The organism is Pseudomonas sp. ACN5 (genome assembly GCF_002303975.1).
Classification (GTDB): Bacteria; Pseudomonadota; Gammaproteobacteria; order Pseudomonadales; family Pseudomonadaceae; genus Aquipseudomonas; species Aquipseudomonas laurylsulfatiphila.
In genome coordinates this window covers 134,905-154,531 of record NZ_MRCP01000008.1, presented here as the reverse complement: position 1 = coordinate 154,531, position 19,627 = coordinate 134,905, and the positions used below count along the sequence as shown (strand labels likewise).

The 19,627-nt window shown below is 59.9% G+C and carries 25 protein-coding genes; 14 read left to right on the top strand and 11 right to left on the bottom strand.

Annotated elements, in window-relative coordinates:
- The first annotated feature begins 5 nt into the window (after nucleotides 1-5).
- Complete coding sequence (gene tldD, locus BSF40_RS16745) at nucleotides 6-1,448, top strand: metalloprotease TldD (protein WP_095965901.1); 1,443 nt, start codon at nucleotides 6-8, stop codon at nucleotides 1,446-1,448.
- 103 nt (nucleotides 1,449-1,551) lie between these two features.
- Here the strand turns inward: tldD and yjgA are convergent, their stop codons facing one another.
- Nucleotides 1,552-2,076, bottom strand: a complete 525-nt coding sequence (gene yjgA / locus BSF40_RS16740; RefSeq protein ID WP_007970253.1) for a ribosome biogenesis factor YjgA — start codon at nucleotides 2,074-2,076, stop codon at nucleotides 1,552-1,554.
- Between the two features lie 108 nt (nucleotides 2,077-2,184).
- Here yjgA and pmbA point away from each other — a divergent pair, with 108 nt between their 5' ends.
- The 6 genes from pmbA to BSF40_RS16705 all read left to right on the top strand — a co-directional run bounded on the left by pmbA (nucleotide 2,185) and on the right by BSF40_RS16705 (nucleotide 7,530).
- On the top strand, nucleotides 2,185-3,531 hold the full coding sequence (gene pmbA / locus BSF40_RS16735) for a metalloprotease PmbA (RefSeq protein WP_095965900.1): 1,347 nt from the start codon (nucleotides 2,185-2,187) through the stop codon (nucleotides 3,529-3,531).
- Nucleotides 3,532-3,770: 239 nt separating this feature from the next.
- The gene (locus BSF40_RS16725) at nucleotides 3,771-4,178 is read left to right on the top strand and encodes a FagA protein (RefSeq protein WP_095965898.1); all 408 of its coding nucleotides are present in this window, start codon (nucleotides 3,771-3,773) and stop codon (nucleotides 4,176-4,178) included.
- Nucleotides 4,159-5,535, top strand: coding sequence for an aspartate ammonia-lyase (locus tag BSF40_RS16720; RefSeq protein ID WP_095965897.1), 1,377 nt, complete (start codon nucleotides 4,159-4,161; stop codon nucleotides 5,533-5,535). The genes BSF40_RS16725 and BSF40_RS16720 overlap by 20 nt, the downstream gene beginning before the upstream one ends.
- A 27-nt stretch (nucleotides 5,536-5,562) precedes the next feature.
- Nucleotides 5,563-5,991, top strand: a complete 429-nt coding sequence (locus BSF40_RS16715; RefSeq protein WP_095965896.1) for a hypothetical protein — start codon at nucleotides 5,563-5,565, stop codon at nucleotides 5,989-5,991.
- A 2-nt stretch (nucleotides 5,992-5,993) separates the two neighbouring features.
- The gene (locus tag BSF40_RS16710; RefSeq protein WP_095965895.1) at nucleotides 5,994-6,605 is read left to right on the top strand and encodes a superoxide dismutase; all 612 of its coding nucleotides are present in this window, start codon (nucleotides 5,994-5,996) and stop codon (nucleotides 6,603-6,605) included.
- A gap of 31 nt (nucleotides 6,606-6,636) precedes the next feature.
- Nucleotides 6,637-7,530: a ZIP family metal transporter gene (locus BSF40_RS16705; RefSeq protein ID WP_095965894.1), complete on the top strand. Its 894-nt coding sequence runs from the start codon at nucleotides 6,637-6,639 to the stop codon at nucleotides 7,528-7,530.
- Between the two features lie 35 nt (nucleotides 7,531-7,565).
- Here the strand turns inward: BSF40_RS16705 and BSF40_RS16700 are convergent, their stop codons facing one another.
- The 10 genes from BSF40_RS16700 to BSF40_RS16655 all read right to left on the bottom strand — a co-directional run bounded on the left by BSF40_RS16700 (nucleotide 7,566) and on the right by BSF40_RS16655 (nucleotide 14,654).
- Nucleotides 7,566-7,841: an HPr family phosphocarrier protein gene (locus BSF40_RS16700; protein WP_008018720.1), complete on the bottom strand. Its 276-nt coding sequence runs from the start codon at nucleotides 7,839-7,841 to the stop codon at nucleotides 7,566-7,568.
- Nucleotides 7,842-7,856: 15 nt separating this feature from the next.
- Nucleotides 7,857-8,714 (bottom strand): RNase adapter RapZ, encoded by an 858-nt coding sequence (gene rapZ, locus BSF40_RS16695; RefSeq protein ID WP_095965893.1) that lies wholly within the window; start codon nucleotides 8,712-8,714, stop codon nucleotides 7,857-7,859.
- Between the two features lie 2 nt (nucleotides 8,715-8,716).
- Nucleotides 8,717-9,181: a PTS IIA-like nitrogen regulatory protein PtsN gene (gene ptsN / locus BSF40_RS16690; protein WP_007970260.1), complete on the bottom strand. Its 465-nt coding sequence runs from the start codon at nucleotides 9,179-9,181 to the stop codon at nucleotides 8,717-8,719.
- A gap of 12 nt (nucleotides 9,182-9,193) precedes the next feature.
- Entirely contained in the window at nucleotides 9,194-9,502 is a 309-nt protein-coding gene (gene hpf / locus BSF40_RS16685) for a ribosome hibernation-promoting factor, HPF/YfiA family (protein WP_007941242.1), read from the bottom strand.
- A gap of 74 nt (nucleotides 9,503-9,576) precedes the next feature.
- Complete coding sequence (locus BSF40_RS16680; protein WP_015093497.1) at nucleotides 9,577-11,070, bottom strand: RNA polymerase factor sigma-54; 1,494 nt, start codon at nucleotides 11,068-11,070, stop codon at nucleotides 9,577-9,579.
- Nucleotides 11,071-11,315: 245 nt separating this feature from the next.
- Nucleotides 11,316-12,041: an LPS export ABC transporter ATP-binding protein gene (lptB, locus tag BSF40_RS16675; protein ID WP_007970262.1), complete on the bottom strand. Its 726-nt coding sequence runs from the start codon at nucleotides 12,039-12,041 to the stop codon at nucleotides 11,316-11,318.
- Nucleotides 12,041-12,589 carry a lipopolysaccharide transport periplasmic protein LptA gene (gene lptA, locus BSF40_RS16670; RefSeq protein WP_095965892.1) on the bottom strand — a complete coding sequence of 183 codons (549 nt, stop codon included), beginning with the start codon at nucleotides 12,587-12,589 and terminating at the stop codon, nucleotides 12,041-12,043. Before lptA ends, lptB begins: the two co-directional genes overlap by 1 nt.
- Nucleotides 12,576-13,148 (bottom strand): LPS export ABC transporter periplasmic protein LptC, encoded by a 573-nt coding sequence (gene lptC, locus BSF40_RS16665; RefSeq protein WP_095965891.1) that lies wholly within the window; start codon nucleotides 13,146-13,148, stop codon nucleotides 12,576-12,578. Before lptC ends, lptA begins: the two co-directional genes overlap by 14 nt.
- A 7-nt stretch (nucleotides 13,149-13,155) precedes the next feature.
- Nucleotides 13,156-13,680, bottom strand: a complete 525-nt coding sequence (locus BSF40_RS16660) for an HAD family hydrolase (protein ID WP_008046159.1) — start codon at nucleotides 13,678-13,680, stop codon at nucleotides 13,156-13,158.
- A complete protein-coding gene (locus BSF40_RS16655) occupies nucleotides 13,680-14,654 on the bottom strand; it encodes a KpsF/GutQ family sugar-phosphate isomerase (protein ID WP_095965890.1) in 975 nt (324 codons plus the stop codon). The genes BSF40_RS16660 and BSF40_RS16655 overlap by 1 nt, the downstream gene beginning before the upstream one ends.
- Before the next feature lie 275 nt (nucleotides 14,655-14,929).
- On the opposite strand from BSF40_RS16655, the gene BSF40_RS16650 reads away from it, so the two are divergent.
- The 7 genes from BSF40_RS16650 (at nucleotide 14,930) to murA (ending at nucleotide 19,611) form a co-directional block, all read left to right on the top strand.
- Entirely contained in the window at nucleotides 14,930-15,739 is an 810-nt protein-coding gene (locus BSF40_RS16650; RefSeq protein ID WP_095965889.1) for an ATP-binding cassette domain-containing protein, read from the top strand.
- Entirely contained in the window at nucleotides 15,739-16,536 is a 798-nt protein-coding gene (gene mlaE / locus BSF40_RS16645) for a lipid asymmetry maintenance ABC transporter permease subunit MlaE (protein ID WP_095965888.1), read from the top strand. Before BSF40_RS16650 ends, mlaE begins: the two co-directional genes overlap by 1 nt.
- A complete protein-coding gene (mlaD, locus tag BSF40_RS16640; RefSeq protein WP_007970271.1) occupies nucleotides 16,536-17,003 on the top strand; it encodes an outer membrane lipid asymmetry maintenance protein MlaD in 468 nt (155 codons plus the stop codon). The genes mlaE and mlaD overlap by 1 nt, the downstream gene beginning before the upstream one ends.
- 11 nt (nucleotides 17,004-17,014) lie before the next feature.
- Complete coding sequence (locus tag BSF40_RS16635) at nucleotides 17,015-17,668, top strand: phospholipid-binding protein MlaC (RefSeq protein WP_095965887.1); 654 nt, start codon at nucleotides 17,015-17,017, stop codon at nucleotides 17,666-17,668.
- Nucleotides 17,665-17,970: a lipid asymmetry maintenance protein MlaB gene (locus tag BSF40_RS16630; RefSeq protein WP_095965886.1), complete on the top strand. Its 306-nt coding sequence runs from the start codon at nucleotides 17,665-17,667 to the stop codon at nucleotides 17,968-17,970. The genes BSF40_RS16635 and BSF40_RS16630 overlap by 4 nt, the downstream gene beginning before the upstream one ends.
- Before the next feature lie 113 nt (nucleotides 17,971-18,083).
- The gene (locus BSF40_RS16625; protein ID WP_007912386.1) at nucleotides 18,084-18,323 is read left to right on the top strand and encodes a BolA family protein; all 240 of its coding nucleotides are present in this window, start codon (nucleotides 18,084-18,086) and stop codon (nucleotides 18,321-18,323) included.
- A 22-nt stretch (nucleotides 18,324-18,345) separates the two neighbouring features.
- A complete protein-coding gene (gene murA, locus BSF40_RS16620) occupies nucleotides 18,346-19,611 on the top strand; it encodes a UDP-N-acetylglucosamine 1-carboxyvinyltransferase (protein ID WP_007970276.1) in 1,266 nt (421 codons plus the stop codon).
- The last annotated feature ends 16 nt before the right edge of the window (nucleotides 19,612-19,627 follow it).

The following is a 19,627-nucleotide window of genomic DNA, read 5'->3' as shown; positions in this document are numbered from 1 at the left end:
AGCATATGAGCGAGTTGTTGTCCTCAGTCAGTGAACACCTGCTGGCGCCCGGTGGCGTCACGATCGAGAGCCTGCAAGGCGTGCTCGGCGATCTGGCCGGGCCGGGCATCGATGCCGCCGACCTGTATTTCCAGGGGCAGATCTCCGAGTCCTGGGCGCTGGAAGACGGCATCGTCAAGGAAGGCAGCTTCAACCTTGACCAGGGTGTCGGTGTGCGTGCGCAATCGGGTGAGAAAACCGGTTTTGCCTACAGCAATGCCATCACCCTTGAAGCCTTGGGCGCGGCGGCGCGTGCCGCCCGTTCGATTTCCCGGGCCGGGCAGCACGGTACGGTGCAGGCATTCACCAGCCAGGATGTCGCGCAGCTGTATGCGCCGGACAACCCCCTGGAAGTGCTGACCCGTGCCGAAAAGGTCGATTTGCTCAAGCGCGTCGACGCCGCGACCCGGGCACTTGACCCACGTATCCAGCAGGTCACCGTGAGCATGGCCGGTGTCTGGGAGCGGATTCTGGTGGCGTCCACCGACGGTGGCCTGGCGGCGGATGTACGTCCGCTGGTGCGTTTCAACGTCAGCGTGATCGTCGAGCAGAACGGTCGCCGCGAGCGCGGCGGTCATGGCGGCGGCGGTCGGACCGATTACCGTTATTTCCTCGCTGAGGATCGCGCCATGGGTTATGCCCGTGAAGCGTTGCGCCAGGCGCTGGTCAACCTTGAAGCCATTCCGGCTCCTGCCGGTACCTTGCCGGTGGTACTCGGCTCCGGCTGGTCGGGCGTGCTGCTGCACGAAGCCGTCGGTCATGGTCTGGAAGGCGACTTCAACCGCAAGGGCAGTTCGGCTTATAGCGGTCGCATGGGCGAGATGGTGGCCTCCAGGCTATGTACCATCGTCGATGACGGCACCCTGGCCGGTCGTCGCGGTTCGTTGAGCGTCGATGACGAGGGTACGCCGACAGAGTGCACCACGCTGATCGAAAACGGCGTACTCAAGGGCTACATGCAGGACAAGCTCAACGCCCGCTTGATGGGTGTGGCCCGCACCGGCAACGGTCGTCGCGAGTCTTACGCGCACCTGCCGATGCCGCGCATGACCAACACCTACATGCTCGCCGGTGAAAGCGATCCGCAAGAAATCATCGCCTCGGTGAAACGCGGCATTTATTGCGCCAACCTCGGCGGCGGTCAGGTGGACATCACCAGCGGCAAGTTCGTGTTCTCCACCAGCGAGGCGTACCTGATCGAGGACGGCAAGATTACCGCTCCGGTCAAGGGCGCGACCCTGATCGGCAACGGGCCGGAAGCCATGAGCAAGGTGTCGATGGTCGGAAATGATCTGTCGCTGGACAGCGGCGTGGGCACATGTGGCAAGGATGGGCAGTCGGTGCCGGTGGGTGTCGGCCAGCCAACGCTGAAGATTGATGCGATCACCGTGGGTGGCACGGGGTCGTAAGGAGATACACCGCCTTTGCAGGAGCTGTCGAAGGCTGCGATCTTTTGATCTTTAAAAAGCAAAGATCGCAGCCTTCGGCAGCACCTACAAGGGCTGCGATGACTTAACGCAGTCCGCGTTGAGTCTCGTCCAGCTCACGGATGTACTTGAAGATTTTACGGCTGGAAGCAGGAGGCTTGTTTTGCGCAACCTCATGCTGGGCCTGACGGATCAGGGAGCGCAGTTGCTGGCGATCCGCGTCGGGGTATTCGACGACGAATTTTTCCAGCACGGCGTCGTCACCGGCAATCAGACGATCGCGCCAGCGTTCCAGGTTATGGAAGCGTTCGTTGTATTGACGGGTGGAGGCATCGAGTTGATCGAGCAGAACCAGAATCGCGTCAGTGTCCTGATCGCGCATCAGTTTGCCGATGAACTGAAGGTGCCGTTTACGCGCGATGTTCGCGGTGTGCTTGGGTGCATCGGCCAGGGCCCGGCGCAATCCGTCGGTCAATGGCAGTTTGTTGAGCAAGTCAGGCTTGAGCGTTGTAAGGCGCTCGCCGAGGTCAACCAGAGCATGCAGCTCGCGTTTGACCTGGGATTTGCTTTTTTCTCCCGTATCGAGGGAGTCGTCGTAAGAATCAACCATGGTGGCAGTCCGCAAAGAAACGCCGCCATGATAACCAGTCGGGGGCCGCTTGTCCGGCCCGGTCGCTCGATGACCGTTACCGAAAGCAGAATTTGAGTGGAGAACAGCATGAGTGCAGTTGAAAGCGTCGGCCCACAAGCATTGCCGGCACTGCAGGAACAGGTCGAGCAGATCATCGCTGAAGCCAGGCGCCAGGGGGCCAGCGCCTGTGAAGTGGCCGTCTCCCTGGAGCAGGGCCTTTCGACGTCGGTGCGCCAGCGTGAAGTCGAAACGGTCGAATTCAACCGCGACCAGGGTTTTGGCATCACCCTGTACGTAGGCCAGCGCAAGGGCTCGGCCAGCACGTCGGCCAGCGGTCCGGAAGCGATTCGCGAAACGGTGGCCGCTGCTCTGGCTATCGCCAAACACACCTCCGAAGACGAAGCCTCCGGCCTGGCGGATGCCGCGTTGATGGCGCGGGATCTTCAGGATTTCGACCTGTTTCATCAGTGGGACATCACGCCGGAGCAAGCCATCGAGCAGGCCCTGGCCTGTGAAGCCGCAGCGTTTGCCGCCGACAGCCGGATCAAGAACGCCGACGGTACCACCCTCAGCACCCATCAGGGCTGCCGCGTTTATGGCAACAGTCACGGGTTTATCGGTGGTTATGCGTCGACTCGCCACAGCCTCAGCTGCGTGATGATCGCCGAGGCCGACGGGCAGATGCAGCGTGATTACTGGTACGACGTGAACCGTCAGGGCAACTTGCTGGCCGATCCGGTGAGCATCGGCCAGCGCGCCGCGCAACGGGCGGCGAGCCGCCTGGGCGCGCGCCCGGTGCCGACCTGCGAGGTGCCGGTGCTGTTTTCCGCAGAGTTGGCGGGCGGCCTGTTCGGCAGTTTCCTGTCGGCGATTTCCGGCGGCAGCCTGTATCGCAAGTCGTCCTTCCTTGAAGGCACGCTGGGGCAGAAGCTGTTTCCGGAGTGGTTGACCATCGACGAGCGCCCACACTTGATGCGTGCCATGGGCAGCGCGGCGTTCGATGGTGATGGTCTGGCAACCTACGCCAAACCGTTCGTCGAAAAAGGCGAGTTGGTGTCGTACATCCTCGGCACCTACTCCGGCCGCAAGCTCGGCATGCCGAGCACCGCCAATGCCGGCGGCGTGCACAACCTGTTCGTCACCCATGGCGAAGAAGACCAGGCGGCCTTGCTGCGGCGCATGGGGCGCGGTTTGCTGGTGACTGAATTGATGGGGCAGGGCCTGAACATGGTGACCGGTGACTATTCCCGCGGCGCGGCGGGTTTCTGGGTCGAGAACGGCGAAATCCAGTTCGCGGTCCAGGAAGTGACCATCGCCGGCAACATGCGCGACATGTTCAAGCAGATCGTGGCCGTGGGGAATGATCTTGAGTTGCGTAGCAACATTCGTACAGGCTCGGTGCTGATCGAGCGGATGACGGTGGCGGGCAGCTGAGCCTCCCTGTTACACAAAAGGCGCGCCACCCATCGGGTGGCGCGTTTTTTTTGACCACAACACAGATCCCCTGTGGGAGCGGGCTTGCTCGCGAAGGCGGTGTGTCAGTTGAAGTGATGTTGACTGACACTCCCTCTTCGCGAGCAAGCCCGCTCCCACAGGGGTAACCTGTCTTCACGGCTTGTTTTGGTTCTCATTATCATATAATAATAAATCTCATTACCGAATGGGCCCGGATCATGAGTAGTGTCTTGCACGAGCTGCCTTACCTCGAAAGCTGGCGCTGGATGAGTCGCCAGATCCGTTGCGCGATGAATCCCGATGAGCCTCGCCTGATCGACCACTACCTGGCCGAAGGCCGGTATCTGGCGGCCTGCACGGCAACCTCACCCTGGACCGTCGCCGAAACCTCCTTCCGTTTGTTACTCGACACCGCCGCTGATGTCGCGCTGCCGTGGCATTGGCGCACTTACTGTCTTGACCAGGCCTGGCGCCCGCTGCGCGAGCTGGAACGCCTCTCTTTGTGCAAATGCCGCCTCAAGCGCTGGCAGAGCTACACCTGGCAACTCGCGACCTGTGAGTTGCGGCCCTCGATTCCTCTTACTGAACTGGTGCAAGGACTTTCTGATGAACAAGACACGTATTGAGCGCGACAGCATGGGCGAGCTTCAGGTCCCGGAAGACGCCCTCTACGGCGCACAGACTCAACGTGCGGTGGATAACTTCCCGATCAGCGGCAAGCCGATGCCCGTGCAGTTCATTCGCGCGCTGATCCTGGCCAAGGCCGCGGCGGCCCGCGCCAACATCGAGCTCAAGCAGATCGGCGAAGCCCAGGGCAAGGCCATTGTCGATGCGGCCCAAGGCCTGCTTGAAGGCGATTTCATGCAGCACTTTCCGGTGGATGTCTTCCAGACCGGTTCGGGCACCAGTTCCAACATGAACGCCAACGAAGTGATCGCCACGCTGGCCAGCCGCTTGCTCGGCGAGGCGGTGAACCCCAACGATCACGTCAACTGTGGCCAAAGCAGCAACGACATTATTCCGACCACTATCCACGTCAGTGCGGCGCTGGCGTTGCATGAGCAATTGTTGCCGGCGCTGACGCACCTGGTGCAGGTCATCGAGCGCAAGGCCGGACAGGTTCATCACCACGTCAAGACCGGGCGTACGCACCTGATGGACGCGATGCCGGTGCGCATGAGTCAGGTGCTCAACGGTTGGGCGCAACAGCTCAAGGACAACATCGGCCTGCTGCAAGGATTGCAGCCAAGCCTGCAATCCCTGGCACAGGGCGGCACGGCGGTGGGTACGGGCGTCAACGCCCACCCCGAGTTCGCGGCGCGCTTCAGCCAGCAGCTGAGCACATTGACCCGGGTTCAGTTCCAGCCGGGCAAGGACCTGTTCGCGCTCATTGGCTCTCAGGACACCGCCGTCGCGGTCTCCGGGCAACTGAAGGCGACTGCCGTGTCGCTGATGAAAATCGCCAACGACCTGCGCTGGATGAACTCCGGCCCGCTGGCCGGCCTTGGCGAGATCGAACTGGAAGCCTTGCAACCGGGCTCTTCGATCATGCCGGGCAAGGTCAATCCGGTCATTCCGGAGGCCACCGCGATGGTCGCGGCTCAGGTCATCGGCAACGACAGCGTGATCACCATTGCCGGTCAGTCGGGCAACTTCGAACTGAACGTGATGCTGCCGATCATCGCCCAGAACCTGCTGAACAGTATCGAGTTACTGGCCAATTCCAGCCGCCTGCTGGCGGACAAGGCGATTGCCAGCTTCAAGGTCAATGAGGGCCGGATCAAGGAAGCGCTGTCGCGCAACCCGATTCTGGTCACCGCGCTCAACCCGATCATCGGTTACCAGAAAGCTGCCGAGATTGCCAAGAAGGCCTATCAGCAAGGTCGGCCGGTGATTGACGTCGCGTTGGAACACACCGACCTGTCGCGCGGCCAGCTGGAAGAGTTGCTCAACCCGGAAAAACTCACCGCGGGCGGCGTTTAAGCCCCGCTGCCGCTTGGGAGGCGCACCATGGAGCACTGGAAACGCACGATCGAAAGAGCCAATCGCTTTTTCATGCAGGGTGAACTGGTCGATGCCCGCGAGGCGTATCTGCAGGCATTGGCCCTGGCCCAGGTGCTGTTCGAGCGCTGGGCGGATGCCGACGAAGCGGTGGCAGCTTGCGTGATCTCCCATCACAACCTGGCGGACCTGCACTTGCGCCTGAACCAGCCGGAGGAGAGCGCCGAATACCTGTGTGCCATCCACCAACGGCTGTTGCAGGCCATGCAGGACCCGCGACTACCACAAACATTGCGTGAAGCCGCGTTGCGCCAGAGCAGCAAGACCTACGTCGAGCTGCTGAATTTCATCAGTGAGCACGGCGAATATCCACGTACCCATCGACTGTTGCACATCGATGCCGCTTCGCCTGTACCTCATCATCATGGAGTCCATTGAACATGGCTTTTAGCTTGCCTGCCTTGCCCTACGCCTACGACGCCCTGGAACCGTACATCGATGCGCAGACCATGGAGATCCACTACACCAAACATCACCAGACCTACATCAACAACCTCAACGCGGCCGTCGAGGGCACCGAGTATGCCGAGTGGCCCGTGGAGAAGCTGGTGTCTGCCGTTCAGCAACTGCCGGAAAAACTGCGCACGGCGGTGATCAATCAGGGAGGCGGCCACGCCAACCATTCGTTGTTCTGGGACGTCATGACGCCCGGCGGCGGAGGGAAACCCGAAGGCGCGCTGGCCAAGGCTATCGATGAGCAATTGGGCGGACTCGACAGTTTCAAGGAAGCCTTCACCAAGGCTGCGTTGACCCGCTTCGGCAGTGGCTGGGCCTGGCTCAGCGTCACTGCGCAAAAGACCCTGGTAGTGGAAAGCAGCGGTAACCAGGACAGCCCGTTAATGAGCGGCAATACGCCGATTCTGGGCCTCGACGTCTGGGAGCATGCCTATTACCTGCGCTATCAGAACCGCCGTCCTGAATACATCAGCGCGTTCTACAACGTGATCAATTGGCCGCAAGTCGCTGCGCGCTATCAGGCCGCACTGGTTTAAGTCCTCCATAAAAACCATCCAGGGCTGGGCTATGGGCACTGAAACACTGGCGATTGGAAGTGGACGGCTGTTTCGTTACGCGTCTGGATCGCTGTTACTGCTGGCGGGCATGAGCCTATTGGTTGTCCATGGATTGGCATGGCTCGACCTTGAGCCGAGGTTGCTGCGCGCACTGCAGGGCGGTGCAATCTGCGCCCTGGGTACCGCGCTGGGTGCGGTACCGGTGTTGGTGATTCGGCGCATGCCGCAGGTGCTCAGCGACACTTTGCTTGGCTTTGGCGCTGGCGTGATGCTCGCGGCGACGGCATTTTCGCTGATCGTCCCGGGCATCTCTGCCGCCGAAGGGCTTGGACTGTCGCCTTGGGCGGCCAGTGGGCTGATCAGCTTCGGCATTATGCTCGGCGCGTTCGGGTTGTTCCTGGTGGATCGGAAGGTCTCCGGCGTCAGCCCGGACAGGCTGGTCGGCACCCTGGAGCGACCGGTCATTGCTCCGCGCATCTGGCTGTTCGTGTTTGCCATCATCGCCCACAACATCCCGGAAGGCATGGCGGTCGGTGTTTCTGCCGGCGGCGGCATGCCTGAGGCTGACAGCCTGGCCATGGGCATTGCCTTGCAGGACGTGCCGGAAGGGTTGGTCATCGCATTGGTATTGGCCGGGGCAGGGATGTCTCGGGTCAAGGCATTCCTGATCGGTGCCGCATCAGGGTTGGTCGAACCGGTGTTCGCGCTGGTGTGCGCCTGGCTTGTGAGCCTGGCCGAGCTGCTGCTGCCTTTGGGGTTGGCGCTGGCGGCAGGGGCGATGTTGCTGGTGGTAACCCACGAAGTCATTCCCGAGTCGCGCCGCAACGGTCATGACAAGCTTGCCAGCCTCGGGCTGCTGATGGGGTTCTGCTTGATGATGGTGATGGATACGGCGCTGGCCTGAAAAGATCGCAGGCTGCGATCTTTTGATTTTGATCTTTACTCGCCTTCGTCGAAGTAGTTATTGATCAGGGCTACCAGCGCGTCCATCGCTTCCTGTTCCTGCTCGCCTTCCGTGCTCAGATGAATTTTGGTGCCCTTACCGGCAGCGAGCATCATCATGGCCATGATGCTTTTGCCATCGACTGTGGATTCAGGTGTGCGTCCTACCCTGATCGTACAGTCCTTGAACTGGCCGGCGACTCCGACGAATTTTGCAGACGCCCGGGCATGCAGACCCAACTTGTTGATGATTTCGATTTCCAGAGCAGGCATCGCGATGTGAATCCTTTAGCTGAGGTCGCGGTGGCGAACCTGGACGTTCTTCAGGGATTTTTGCAGCGCCTGCCCCAGGCGCTCGGTCAGGTAGACGGAGCGGTGATGTCCGCCAGTGCAGCCAATGGCAATGGTGACGTAGGCGCGGTTGCTGGCGGCAAAACGAGGCAGCCACTTTAGCAGGTATGTGGAAATGTCCTGGAACATCTCTTCGACATCCGGTTGTGCCGCCAGGTAGTCGGCAACCGGTTGATCGAGTCCGGACTGCTCGCGCAATTCCGGTTTCCAGTAAGGGTTGGGCAGGCAACGCACATCGAACACCAGGTCGGCGTCCACCGGCATGCCACGCTTGAACCCGAAGGACTCCACCAGGAACGCAGTACCGGGTTCTGGCTGGTTCAACAGGCGCAGCTTGATGGTGTCGCGCAGTTGATAGAGGTTCAGGCTGGTGGTGTTGATCTTGAGATCGGCGAGGTCGGCAATCGGCCCGAGCAGGACGCTCTCGACGTTGATGGCTTCGGCCAGCGAGCGGTTGGCGTTGGTCAGGGGGTGACGCCGGCGGGTTTCCGAGAAGCGCTTGAGCAGGGTTTCTTCGTCGGCATCCAGGTACAGGACATCGCACTGGATGTGGCGGCTGCGGACTTCTTCGAGCAGTTCGGGGAAGCGTGACAGGTGGCTGGGCAGGTTGCGGGCGTCAATGGAAACGGCCACCAGCGGCTGCATCAGCTCGGTATGAATCAACGCTCGTTCGGCCAGTTCCGGCAGCAGGCCGGCAGGCAGATTGTCGATGCAGTAGTAGCCGTTGTCCTCAAGAACATTGAGGGCGGTGCTTTTACCCGAGCCGGAACGGCCACTGACGATGATCAAGCGCATGATTACTGACCGTTTTGCTCGTCCAGGACAACCTGATACAGGGCTTCGTTGCTTGCGGCATTACGCAGTTTTTCGCGAACGTCCTTGCGGTCAAGCATGCTGGCGATCTGTCGCAGCAGCTCAAGGTGCGCATCGGTAGCGGCTTGCGGGACCAGCAGAACGAACAGCAGGTCAACCGGCGCGCCGTCGATGGCGTCGAAATCGATTGGGGCGTCCAGGTGCATCAATGCACTGATGGGCGATACACACCCCTTGAGACGGCAGTGTGGAATAGCGATGCCGTTGCCAAAACCGGTGGAGCCGAGTTTTTCACGGGCAATCAGCGCCTCGAAGACATCTTGCATCTCCAGATCCGGCACTTCTTTGTGGATAAGGTTGGCAATTTGTTCGAGGGCTTTCTTTTTACTGCCGCCCGGCACGTTCACCAGGGAACGGCCGGGGGTCAGGATACTTTCAAGTCGGATCATGGGTTGGGAGTGTTAACGACCGGTTGCGCCCTGAAGGAGGCTCTGGGTCTTTTCCTTATGCTTTTTGAGTTGTTTATCCAGCTTGTCGGTGAGTGCATCGATCGCAGCGTACATATCGGTATGTTCCGCATTGGCGACCACTTCATTCCCGGGAATATGCAGCGTGGCTTCGATTTTCTGCTTCAGCTTCTCGACGGTCATCGTGACCTGCACGTTAGTGATCTTGTCGAAATGTCGCTCCAATCGTTCGAGTTTTTCGCCGATGTAGGTGCGAAGAGGTTCGGTCACTTCCAGTTGGTGTCCACTGATGTTGACTTGCATACAGCTTCTCCTTCGTTGCCAGTGCATAAAGCGGTAGATCAGATGATCTACCACTGGAACGCTGTGGCGTGGCTCTACATCAACCGCTTGCGTTCGCTCGAAGGCGCGATCCCGAGGGATTCGCGGTACTTGGCGACGGTGCGGCGAGCCACCTGAATGCCTTGTGCCTCCAGTAAACCAGCGATCTTGCTGTCACTCAACGGCTTTTTCTGATTTTCCGCGGCAACCAGCTTTTTGATGATCGCCCGGATCGCCGTGGACGAGCATTCGCCGCCTTCGGAGGTGCTTACGTGACTGGAAAAAAAGTATTTCAGTTCATAAATGCCCCGGGGGGTGTGCATGAACTTCTGGGTCGTTACCCGTGAAATCGTCGACTCATGCATGCCGACCGCTTCGGCGATGTCATGCAGGACCAGCGGCTTCATGGCTTCGTCGCCATATTCAAGGAACCCGCGCTGATGCTCCACGATCTGGGTGGCAACCTTCATCAGGGTTTCATTGCGGCTCTGCAGGCTCTTGATGAACCAGCGGGCCTCCTGCAACTGATTGCGCATGAACGTGTTGTCGGCGCTGGTATCGGCACGGCGCACAAAACCGGCGTACTGGGCGTTGACCCGCAGCCGTGGCACCGACTCCTGATTCAGCTCTACCAGCCAGCGCTCGTTGTCCTTGCGTACGATGACGTCAGGAACGACGTACTCGGCTTCGGTGGACTCGATTTGCGAGCCAGGGCGCGGGTTGAGGCTCTGGACCAGCTCTATGACCTGGCGCAGCTCATCTTCCTTGAGCTTCATGCGACGCATCAGCTGGCTGTAGTCGCGGCTGCCCAGCAGGTCGATGTAATCGGTGACAAGGCGCTTGGCTTCGGCCAGCCAAGGGGTCTTGGCGGGCAACTGGCGCAATTGCAGCAGCAGGCATTCGCCCAGATTGCGTGCGCCGATGCCGGCCGGCTCGAATTGCTGGATGCGGTGCAGGACGGCTTCGATTTCGTCCAGTTCGATGTCCAGTTCCGGATCGAAGGCTTCGAGGATTTCCTCGAGGGTTTCGTCCAGGTAGCCCTGATTGTTGATGCAGTCGATCAGGGTCACGGCGATCAGGCGATCGGTGTCGGACATCGGAGCCAGGTTCAGCTGCCACAGCAAGTGGCTTTGCAGGCTTTCACCGGCCGAGGTGCGGGTGGTGAAGTCCCACTCGTCATCGTCATTGCTGGGCAGGCTGCTGGCGCTGGTCTGGTAAACGTCTTCCCACGCGGTGTCGACGGGGAGTTCATTGGGGATGCGCTCGTTCCAGTCACCCTCATCGAGGTTGTCAACCGTCGGGGCGCTTTCCTGGTAGGAGGGTTCCTGGATATCGGTGTTGGGCTTTTGTTCGGCGTTGTCGGCCAAGGGGTCGGAATTGTCGAAGTCGTCGCCTTCTTCCTGGCGTTCGAGCATCGGATTGGACTCCAGGGCCTCCTGGATTTCCTGTTGCAGGTCCAGGGTCGACAATTGGAGCAGGCGGATGGCCTGTTGCAGCTGAGGTGTCATCGTCAGCTGCTGGCCCATTCTCAAGACTAGCGATGGTTTCATGGCAGGGGCTTAACACCTTATTCGCCGGCGCACATGCGCCATCCACTACAGGGCGCCGGGGCGCCAAACATAAGCAAATTATATGCCTGAAACTGAAGGATTTGCCTAGAGCGCTGTAACAATAAAAAACTATAAATTTGTGTTGCGGTGCTGCCCATGTTGGGGGCTGAACGCGCAGGTTCGCATCGGGCACCGAAGCATCGCGAGACCGGTGCCCGGGCGCCTGCCTGGGCACAGCTCAGCGTTTACAGGCGGAACTCATGGCCCAGGTACACTTCCTTCACCAGGTCGTTGGCCAGGATAGTCTCTGCGTCACCTTCGGCAATCAGTTGGCCGTCATTGACGATATAGGCGGTTTCACAGATATCCAGGGTTTCACGAACGTTGTGGTCCGTGATCAGCACGCCAATGCCTTTGGCCTTGAGGTGGTAAATGATCTGTTTGATGTCGCCGACCGAAATCGGGTCCACGCCGGCGAACGGTTCATCGAGGAGGATGAATTTCGGGTTGGTGGCCAGGGCGCGGGCGATTTCCACGCGGCGGCGCTCACCACCGGACAGACTCATGCCGAGGTTGTCGCGGATGTGGCTGATGTGGAACTCCTGCAGCAGGCTTTCCAGCTCCTTGCGACGACCGGCCTTGTCGAGCTCCTTGCGGGTCTCGAGGATGGCCATGATGTTGTCGGCCACCGACAGTTTGCGGAAGATCGATGCTTCTTGCGGCAAATAGCCGATACCGGCTTTTGCACGGCCGTGCATCGGCTGGTGGCTGACGTCCAGGTCATCGATCAGAACGCGGCCCTGGTCGGCTTGCACCAGGCCCACGATCATGTAGAAGCAGGTGGTCTTGCCGGCGCCGTTCGGGCCAAGCAGGCCGACGATCTGACCGCTGTCGATGGACAGGCTGACATCACGCACGACCTGGCGGCTCTTGTAGCTCTTGGCCAGATGCTGAGCTTTCAGAGTTGCCATTACTGGGCCTTATTCTCGTCGGTTTTCTTCTTCGGCTGGATCACCATGTCGATGCGCGGACGCGACTCGGTCACCTTGCTGCCGGTGGCGCGCCCGGCGCTGGCCAGCTTTTTCTCGGTGTCGTAGACGATTTTCTCGCCTTGGGTGACGTTGTTGTCCTTGTCGACAACCTTGGCCTTGTCGATCAACACGACGCGATTTTGCGTGGCGTGATACTGGATCGTCACGCCCCAACCCTGAACAGGCTTGGTATCGCCAGCCGTTTGCAGTTGCTCGAAGTACGCCAGGTTGCCCACCGAGGTCACTACGTCAATGTCGCCAGTCGGGGTGCGGGTGATGGTAACGGTGTTGCCTGTCACCTTCATCGAACCTTGGGTGATGATCACGTCACCCTTATAGGTGGCAATACCTTGCTTGTCGTCCAGTTGGGCGTCGTCGGCTTGAATGCGGATAGGCTGCTCTTGATCGTTCGGCAGAGCCCAGGCACTCACGCTTCCCAGTGCTGCGCCCAGACTGAGCAAAATCGGGAGGGTTTTAACGAGCCTCATACTGTCCTCTTACGTTCGATAGCAGGTGTATCCTGCTTTCTTTCAAATACGCTTTCATTCCCTTGCCAGTCGATACACCGCCAGCGCCGTCGATTCTAACGTCTTGCTCGGTCTGCGCATATTGCTGCTGCGGGAACACGGTCATGCGGGTGCTGGTGATCAGGGTCTTGCGGTTTTTCTCATCGAAGCGCGTGATGCGCACGTCATCGATCAGCTCGACCTGTGTGCCGTCAGGGTTGACCTCGCCGCGCAGGCTCTGGACGTGCCACGGGTACTCAGTGCCGCGGAACACGTTCAGGTCGGGGTTGGTCAGCAGTGTCACCTCGGTCGCCTTCAGGTGCTCGACCTTGTCGGACACCAGATCATATTGCAGCTTGCCGTCCGGCAGGTACTGCACGCTGTGGGCGTTGATGGCGTAATAGTCGATCGCGCTTTCATCGACCGGCGTTACCGGCTTGTCGAGGAAGCGTTCCGGGCTGATGTTCCAGTAGCCAACCGCGACGAATATCGCCGCGATGCAACTGAATATCAGGGTGTTGCGAAACTTTTTGCTCAGCATATCGGGCTCACAGGTACGCCGCATTGGCCGCATCGAGGCGGTCCTGGGCGCGCAGGATCAATTCGCAGAACTCGCGAGCGGCACCTTCGCCGCCACGGGCGAGGGTGATGCCGTGAGCATGTTCGCGCACGAAACCGGCGGCATTGGCCACCGCCATGCCCAGGCCGACGCGGCGAATCACCGGCAGGTCCGGCAGGTCGTCGCCGAGGTAGGCCACCTGTTCGTAGCTCAAATTCAGTTGGGCCAGCAGTTCGTCGAGTACCACCAGTTTGTCTTCGCGGCCCTGATACAGGTGCGGGATGCCGAGATTTTTGGCTCGCCGCTCGACCACCGGGGTCTTGCGGCCACTGATGATCGCGGTTTGCACCCCGGCGGCCATCAGCATCTTGATGCCCTGGCCGTCGAGCGTGTTGAATGTCTTGAATTCGCTGCCGTCTTCGAGGAAATACAGGCGTCCATCGGTCAGCACACCGTCGACATCGAACACCGCCAGTTTGATCTGTTTGCCGCGTTGCAGCAGGTCCGCACTCATTACATTACTCCTGCACGCAGCAAATCGTGCATGTTCAAGGCGCCGACCGGGCGGTCCTCGCTGTCGACCACGACCAGCGCGTTGATTTTATGGTCTTCCATGATTTTCAGCGCTTCGGCGGCCAGCATTTCGGCGCGGGCGGTCTTGCCATGGGCCGTCATGACCTGGTCGATGATAGCGCTGTGGATGTCGATGCTGCGGTCCAGTGTGCGGCGCAAATCACCATCGGTGAAGATTCCGGCCAGCTTGCCGTCGGCCTCGAGGATGACGGTCATGCCCAGGCCCTTGCGGGTCATTTCCATCAAGGCATCCTTGAGCAGGGTGCCGCGCCGGACCTGCGGCAGTTCCTGGCCGGCGTGCATGACATTTTCCACTTTCAGCAGCAGGCGTCGGCCCAGGGCGCCGCCGGGATGGGAAAAGGCGAAGTCTTCGGCGGTGAAGCCACGGGCTTCCAGCAGCGCGACCGCCAGGGCGTCGCCCATGACCAGGGCGGCGGTGGTCGACGAGGTGGGTGCCAGGTTCAGCGGGCAGGCTTCGTGTTCGACGTGAACATTCAGGTTGACCTCGGCGGCCTTGGCCAGCGGCGAATCAGGGTTGCCGGTCACGCTGATCAACTGTATGCCCAGGCGCTTGATCAGTGGCAGCAGGGTGACGATTTCATTGGTGGAGCCGGAATTCGAGAGCGCCAGAATGATGTCGTCGCGGGTAATCATGCCCATGTCACCATGGCTGGCTTCCGCCGGGTGCACAAAAAATGCCGTGGTGCCGGTGCTGGCCAGGGTTGCGGCGATCTTGTTGCCGACGTGCCCCGACTTGCCCATGCCGACCACGACCACGCGGCCTTTGCTGGCCAGAATCATCTCGCAAGCGCGTACGAAATCTGCGTCGATATGGGGTAGCAGGCCTTGCACGGCTTCTACTTCGAGGCGGATGGTGCGTTGTGCTGATTGAATCAGGTCGCTGGATTGGCTCATGTCAGAAATCGTATAGCCTGATGAAAAGGCGGCGATTATAGCGGTTATGATCGAATCCCTCACGCAAGTTCGTCGCGCATTGTCATTCCTTGCTACCGGAAACCCTCTAGACGGGGCTTTGAACCACTCCTGCAGTTGCACATGACTCGGCTTTGGTCTTGGGCGTGCAGCCTTTGCAGTGATATAGTTCGCCGCCAGTTCGGCCTGCAGGGAGGCATGTGCTTTCGTCTGAAAGCCAGGCGTCCGAGTGAGAGGCTGCATCGCAAGGAGTTTAGATGAGTGCCGATAACGCCTACGCGGTCGAGCTGAAGGGACTGTCCTTCAAGCGCGGAACGCGCAGCATTTTCAATAATGTCGATATCCGTATCCCGCGAGGCAAGGTCACCGGCATCATGGGGCCTTCCGGGTGCGGCAAGACCACGCTTTTGCGTCTGATGGGGGCCCAGTTGCGGCCTACCAGGGGCGAAGTATGGGTCAACGGTCAGAACCTGCCGAAACTGTCGCGCAGCGACCTGTTCGATGCGCGCAAGCATATGGGTGTGCTGTTTCAGAGTGGCGCGCTGTTTACCGACCTCGATGTCTTCGAGAATGTCGCGTTTCCGCTGCGGGTTCACACGCAACTGCCGGAAGAAATGATCCGCGACATCGTCCTGCTTAAATTGCAGGCCGTGGGTTTGCGCGGTGCCATCGAATTGATGCCCGACGAGCTTTCCGGCGGCATGAAGCGCCGGGTCGCGCTGGCCCGGGCGATTGCGCTCGATCCACAGATTCTCATGTACGACGAACCCTTTGTCGGCCAGGACCCCATCGCCATGGGCGTTCTGGTGCGTCTGATTCGCTTGCTCAACGATGCGCTGGGCATCACCAGCATCGTGGTTTCCCACGACCTGGCCGAGACCGCGAGTATTGCCGATTACATTTATGTGGTGGGCGATGGTCAGGTGTTGGGGCAGGGGACCCCGGACGAATTGATGAACTCGGATGAACCGCGCATTCGTCAGTTCATGACCGGCGAACCCGATGGCCCGGTTCCGTACCACTTTCCAGCGACGGATTACCGCGCAGATATTCTGGGGAAGCGCTGATGCGCAGAATTTCATTGATAGAGCGCGTTCGCCGCTTCGGTCAGGCCGGCATCGATGTGCTGGCGGTGTTCGGGCGTTCGGCCTTGTTCCTGTTTCATGCCTTGCTTGGCCGCGGTGGTATCGGTGGCGGCTTCGGGCTGCTGGTCAAGCAGCTGCATTCGGTGGGCGTGATGTCCCTGGTGATCATCGTGGTCTCCGGGGTGTTCATCGGTATGGTGCTGGCGCTGCAGGGCTTCAACATCCTTTCCAGCTACGGTTCGGAGCAGGCTGTCGGGCAGATGGTTGCACTGACGCTGCTGAGAGAGCTGGGGCCGGTGGTGACCGCCTTGCTGTTCGCCGGGCGCGCAGGTTCGGCGTTGACCGCGGAAATCGGCAACATGAAGTCCACCGAGCAGTTGTCCAGCCTGGAAATGATCGGGGTTGACCCGCTCAAGTACATCATCGCACCACGTTTGTGGGCCGGCTTCATTTCCCTGCCGGTGCTGGCGATGATTTTCAGCGTGGTGGGCATCTGGGGCGGCTCGTGGGTCGCTGTCGACTGGCTGGGGGTCTATGAAGGTTCCTACTGGTCGAACATGCAGAACAGCGTGACGTTCACTGAAGATGTGCTCAACGGGATCATCAAAAGTATCGTCTTTGCCTTTGTCGTGACCTGGATCGCCGTATTCCAAGGCTATGACTGCGAACCCACTTCCGAGGGGATCAGTCGTGCCACTACCAAGACCGTTGTCTATGCCTCGTTGGCAGTGCTCGGCCTGGACTTTATTCTGACCGCCTTGATGTTTGGAGATTTCTGATGCAAAACCGCACCCTGGAAATCGGTGTCGGCCTTTTCTTGCTGGCTGGCATCCTGGCTTTGCTCTTGTTGGCGTTGCGGGTCAGTGGCCTGTCCCCGACTCCGAGCACCGACACGTATAAACTTTACGCCTACTTCGACAATATCGCCGGTTTGACTGTCAGAGCAAAGGTGACCATGGCCGGTGTGACCATCGGCAAGGTCACGGCCATCGATCTGGATCGCGACAGCTTTACCGGTCGGGTGACCATGCAGCTGGAGAAACGCATCGATAATCTGCCGGCGGACTCCACTGCGTCTATCCTGACCGCAGGACTGTTGGGCGAGAAGTACATCGGTATCAGCGTGGGCGGGGAAGACACCCTGCTCAAGGATGGTGGAACCATCCATGACACGCAGTCATCGCTGGTGCTCGAGGACCTGATCGGTAAATTCCTGCTCAATACCGTTAGCAAAGAAGCTAAATGAGGAACTGTTAAATGATCTCTACCTTGCGACGTGGCCTGTTGGTAATGCTCGCGGTGTTTCCGTTGGTGTCCCACGCCGTAGCGGCACCTTCGGCGCACGATCTGGTGCAGGACACAACCAACCGTATGCTCGCGGACCTGGCGGCAAACAAAGAGAAGTACAAGAAGGATCCGCAAGACTTTTATGCGGCGCTGAACACCATCGTCGGACCGGTCGTGGATGCCGAGGGTATTTCCAAGAGCATCATGACGGTCAAGTACTCGCGTAAAGCTACGCCTGCGCAGATGAAGACCTTCGAAGAAAACTTCAAGAGGGGCCTGTTCCAGTTCTATGGCAATGCCTTGCTGGAGTACAACAACCAGGGCATCACCGTTGAACCGGCCAAGGACGAATCGGGCGACCGTACCAGCGTTGGCATGACTGTCAAAGGCAGCAGCGGCTCGATCTATCCAGTGTCCTACACGCTGGAAAAGATCAACGGCGAGTGGAAACTGCGTAACGTCATCATCAACGGCATCAACATCGGCAAGCTGTTCCGCGATCAGTTCGCCGATGCAATGCAGCGCAATGGCAACGACCTGGACAAGACCATCAATAGTTGGGCCGGGGAAGTCGCCAAGGCCAAGGAAGCCACCGACAAGAAGCCAGAGCAGTCAGCCCAATGAGTGAGTCGGCAGTCCAGATGGACGAAGCGGGTGAGCTGCGACTCAGTGGCGTGCTGGATTACCGCAGCGGCCCAGGCCTGCGTGAGCAAGGTAAGGCGCTGATCAACGCCAGCAAGGCTGCGGCGCTGGTGGTCGATTGTTCGGCGGTGACCAAGTCCAGCAGTGTCGGTTTGTCATTGTTGTTGTGCTTCATCCGCGATGCTCAGGCGGCCGGCAAGGCGTTGAGCATCCGTGGAATGCCGGAAGACATGCGTGAAATCGCTCAGGTCAGCGAGCTGACCGAGCTGTTGGCGCATCCCTAACCGCATCTATAAAGAAGCCCCCCGTCAGAGTCCTGCTTCGCGGGGTTCGCAGGCGCGGGGCTTTTTTGTATGATGTCCGACCCGCGCGCACAGGGCGCCGATTGAGGTTGAGCATGCAGGCCGTAGAAGTGAAGAGCTTCCTTGAAGGAAAGCTGCCCGGAACGTTGGTAGAAGTCGAGGGCGAAGGCTGCAATTTCCAGCTGAATGTGATTAGCGATGAACTGGCGGCGTTGAGCCCGGTGAAGCGTCAGCAGCAGATCTATGCCCATTTGAACCCATGGATCACCGATGGCAGCATCCATGCGGTCACAATGAAATTTTTCAGCAGCGCGGCCTGGGCCGAGCGCACCTGAGCCCAAGGGCGTCGAGATTCTTATGGATAAATTGATTATTACTGGCGGTGCTCGTCTTGACGGCGAAATCCGCATCTCCGGGGCAAAGAACTCTGCCCTGCCGATCCTTGCTGCCACGCTGCTGTGTGATGGTCCGGTGACCGTTGCCAACCTGCCGCACCTGCACGACATCACCACCATGATCGAACTGTTCGGTCGTATGGGGATCGAGCCGGTGATCGACGAAAAACTCGCCGTCGAAATCGACCCGCGCACCATCAAGACCCTGGTCGCACCGTACGAACTGGTTAAAACCATGCGTGCGTCGATCCTGGTACTGGGCCCGATGGTTGCCCGTTTCGGCGAAGCCGAAGTCGCGCTGCCTGGCGGTTGCGCCATCGGTTCGCGTCCGGTTGACCTGCACATCCGTGGCCTGGAAGCCATGGGCGCGGTCATCGACGTCGAAGGCGGCTACATCAAGGCCAAGGCGCCTGAGGGCGGCTTGCGCGGTGCGCACTTCTTCTTCGATACCGTCAGTGTGACCGGTACCGAAAACATCATGATGGCCGCTGCACTGGCCAAGGGTCGTAGCGTTCTGGCCAACGCCGCGCGCGAACCGGAAGTGGTCGACCTGGCGAACTTCCTGAACGCCATGGGCGCCAAGGTTTCCGGCGCCGGCACCGACACCATCACCATCGATGGCGTCGAGCGTCTGCACACCACCACTTACAAGGTGATGCCCGACCGTATCGAAACCGGCACCTATCTGGTGGCGGCGGCTGTGACCGGTGGTCGCGTGAAGGTCAAGGACACGGATCCGACCATCCTCGAAGCCGTTCTGGAAAAACTCCGGGAGTCCGGTGCAGAAATCACCTGCGGCGAAGACTGGATCGAGCTGAACATGCACGGCAAGCGTCCGAAAGCCGTCAACGTGCGGACCGCTCCGTACCCGGCGTTCCCGACCGACATGCAAGCGCAGTTCATCTCCCTCAACGCCATCGCCGAAGGCACGGGTGCTGTGATCGAGACGATCTTCGAAAATCGCTTCATGCACGTCTACGAACTGCACCGCATGGGCGCCAAGATCCAGGTCGAGGGCAACACCGCGATCGTCACCGGCACCGAGAAACTCAAGGGCGCGCCAGTGATGGCGACTGACCTGCGTGCTTCGGCCAGCCTGGTGATCTCGGCCCTGGTCGCCGAGGGCGACACCCTGATCGACCGCATCTACCACATAGACCGTGGCTACGAGTGCATCGAGGAAAAACTGCAGATGCTGGGCGCCAAGATCCGTCGCGTTCCGGGCTAGTACTGCTGCAAGGGCA

Excerpts from the sequence above, each read along its gene's own strand:
- tldD (WP_095965901.1), top strand. The coding sequence starts at position 6 with ATGAGCGAGTTGTTGTCCTCAGTCAGTGAACACCTGCTGGCGCCCGGT.
- yjgA (WP_007970253.1), bottom strand. The coding sequence starts at position 2,076 with ATGGTTGATTCTTACGACGACTCCCTCGATACGGGAGAAAAAAGCAAA.
- pmbA (WP_095965900.1), top strand. The coding sequence starts at position 2,185 with ATGAGTGCAGTTGAAAGCGTCGGCCCACAAGCATTGCCGGCACTGCAG.
- BSF40_RS16725 (WP_095965898.1), top strand. The coding sequence starts at position 3,771 with ATGAGTAGTGTCTTGCACGAGCTGCCTTACCTCGAAAGCTGGCGCTGG.
- BSF40_RS16720 (WP_095965897.1), top strand. The coding sequence starts at position 4,159 with ATGAACAAGACACGTATTGAGCGCGACAGCATGGGCGAGCTTCAGGTC.
- BSF40_RS16715 (WP_095965896.1), top strand. The coding sequence starts at position 5,563 with ATGGAGCACTGGAAACGCACGATCGAAAGAGCCAATCGCTTTTTCATG.
- BSF40_RS16710 (WP_095965895.1), top strand. The coding sequence starts at position 5,994 with ATGGCTTTTAGCTTGCCTGCCTTGCCCTACGCCTACGACGCCCTGGAA.
- BSF40_RS16705 (WP_095965894.1), top strand. The coding sequence starts at position 6,637 with ATGGGCACTGAAACACTGGCGATTGGAAGTGGACGGCTGTTTCGTTAC.
- BSF40_RS16700 (WP_008018720.1), bottom strand. The coding sequence starts at position 7,841 with ATGCCTGCTCTGGAAATCGAAATCATCAACAAGTTGGGTCTGCATGCC.
- rapZ (WP_095965893.1), bottom strand. The coding sequence starts at position 8,714 with ATGCGCTTGATCATCGTCAGTGGCCGTTCCGGCTCGGGTAAAAGCACC.
- ptsN (WP_007970260.1), bottom strand. The coding sequence starts at position 9,181 with ATGATCCGACTTGAAAGTATCCTGACCCCCGGCCGTTCCCTGGTGAAC.
- hpf (WP_007941242.1), bottom strand. The coding sequence starts at position 9,502 with ATGCAAGTCAACATCAGTGGACACCAACTGGAAGTGACCGAACCTCTT.
- BSF40_RS16680 (WP_015093497.1), bottom strand. The coding sequence starts at position 11,070 with ATGAAACCATCGCTAGTCTTGAGAATGGGCCAGCAGCTGACGATGACA.
- lptB (WP_007970262.1), bottom strand. The coding sequence starts at position 12,041 with ATGGCAACTCTGAAAGCTCAGCATCTGGCCAAGAGCTACAAGAGCCGC.
- lptA (WP_095965892.1), bottom strand. The coding sequence starts at position 12,589 with ATGAGGCTCGTTAAAACCCTCCCGATTTTGCTCAGTCTGGGCGCAGCA.
- lptC (WP_095965891.1), bottom strand. The coding sequence starts at position 13,148 with ATGCTGAGCAAAAAGTTTCGCAACACCCTGATATTCAGTTGCATCGCG.
- BSF40_RS16660 (WP_008046159.1), bottom strand. The coding sequence starts at position 13,680 with ATGAGTGCGGACCTGCTGCAACGCGGCAAACAGATCAAACTGGCGGTG.
- BSF40_RS16655 (WP_095965890.1), bottom strand. The coding sequence starts at position 14,654 with ATGAGCCAATCCAGCGACCTGATTCAATCAGCACAACGCACCATCCGC.
- BSF40_RS16650 (WP_095965889.1), top strand. The coding sequence starts at position 14,930 with ATGAGTGCCGATAACGCCTACGCGGTCGAGCTGAAGGGACTGTCCTTC.
- mlaE (WP_095965888.1), top strand. The coding sequence starts at position 15,739 with ATGCGCAGAATTTCATTGATAGAGCGCGTTCGCCGCTTCGGTCAGGCC.
- mlaD (WP_007970271.1), top strand. The coding sequence starts at position 16,536 with ATGCAAAACCGCACCCTGGAAATCGGTGTCGGCCTTTTCTTGCTGGCT.
- BSF40_RS16635 (WP_095965887.1), top strand. The coding sequence starts at position 17,015 with ATGATCTCTACCTTGCGACGTGGCCTGTTGGTAATGCTCGCGGTGTTT.
- BSF40_RS16630 (WP_095965886.1), top strand. The coding sequence starts at position 17,665 with ATGAGTGAGTCGGCAGTCCAGATGGACGAAGCGGGTGAGCTGCGACTC.
- BSF40_RS16625 (WP_007912386.1), top strand. The coding sequence starts at position 18,084 with ATGCAGGCCGTAGAAGTGAAGAGCTTCCTTGAAGGAAAGCTGCCCGGA.
- murA (WP_007970276.1), top strand. The coding sequence starts at position 18,346 with ATGGATAAATTGATTATTACTGGCGGTGCTCGTCTTGACGGCGAAATC.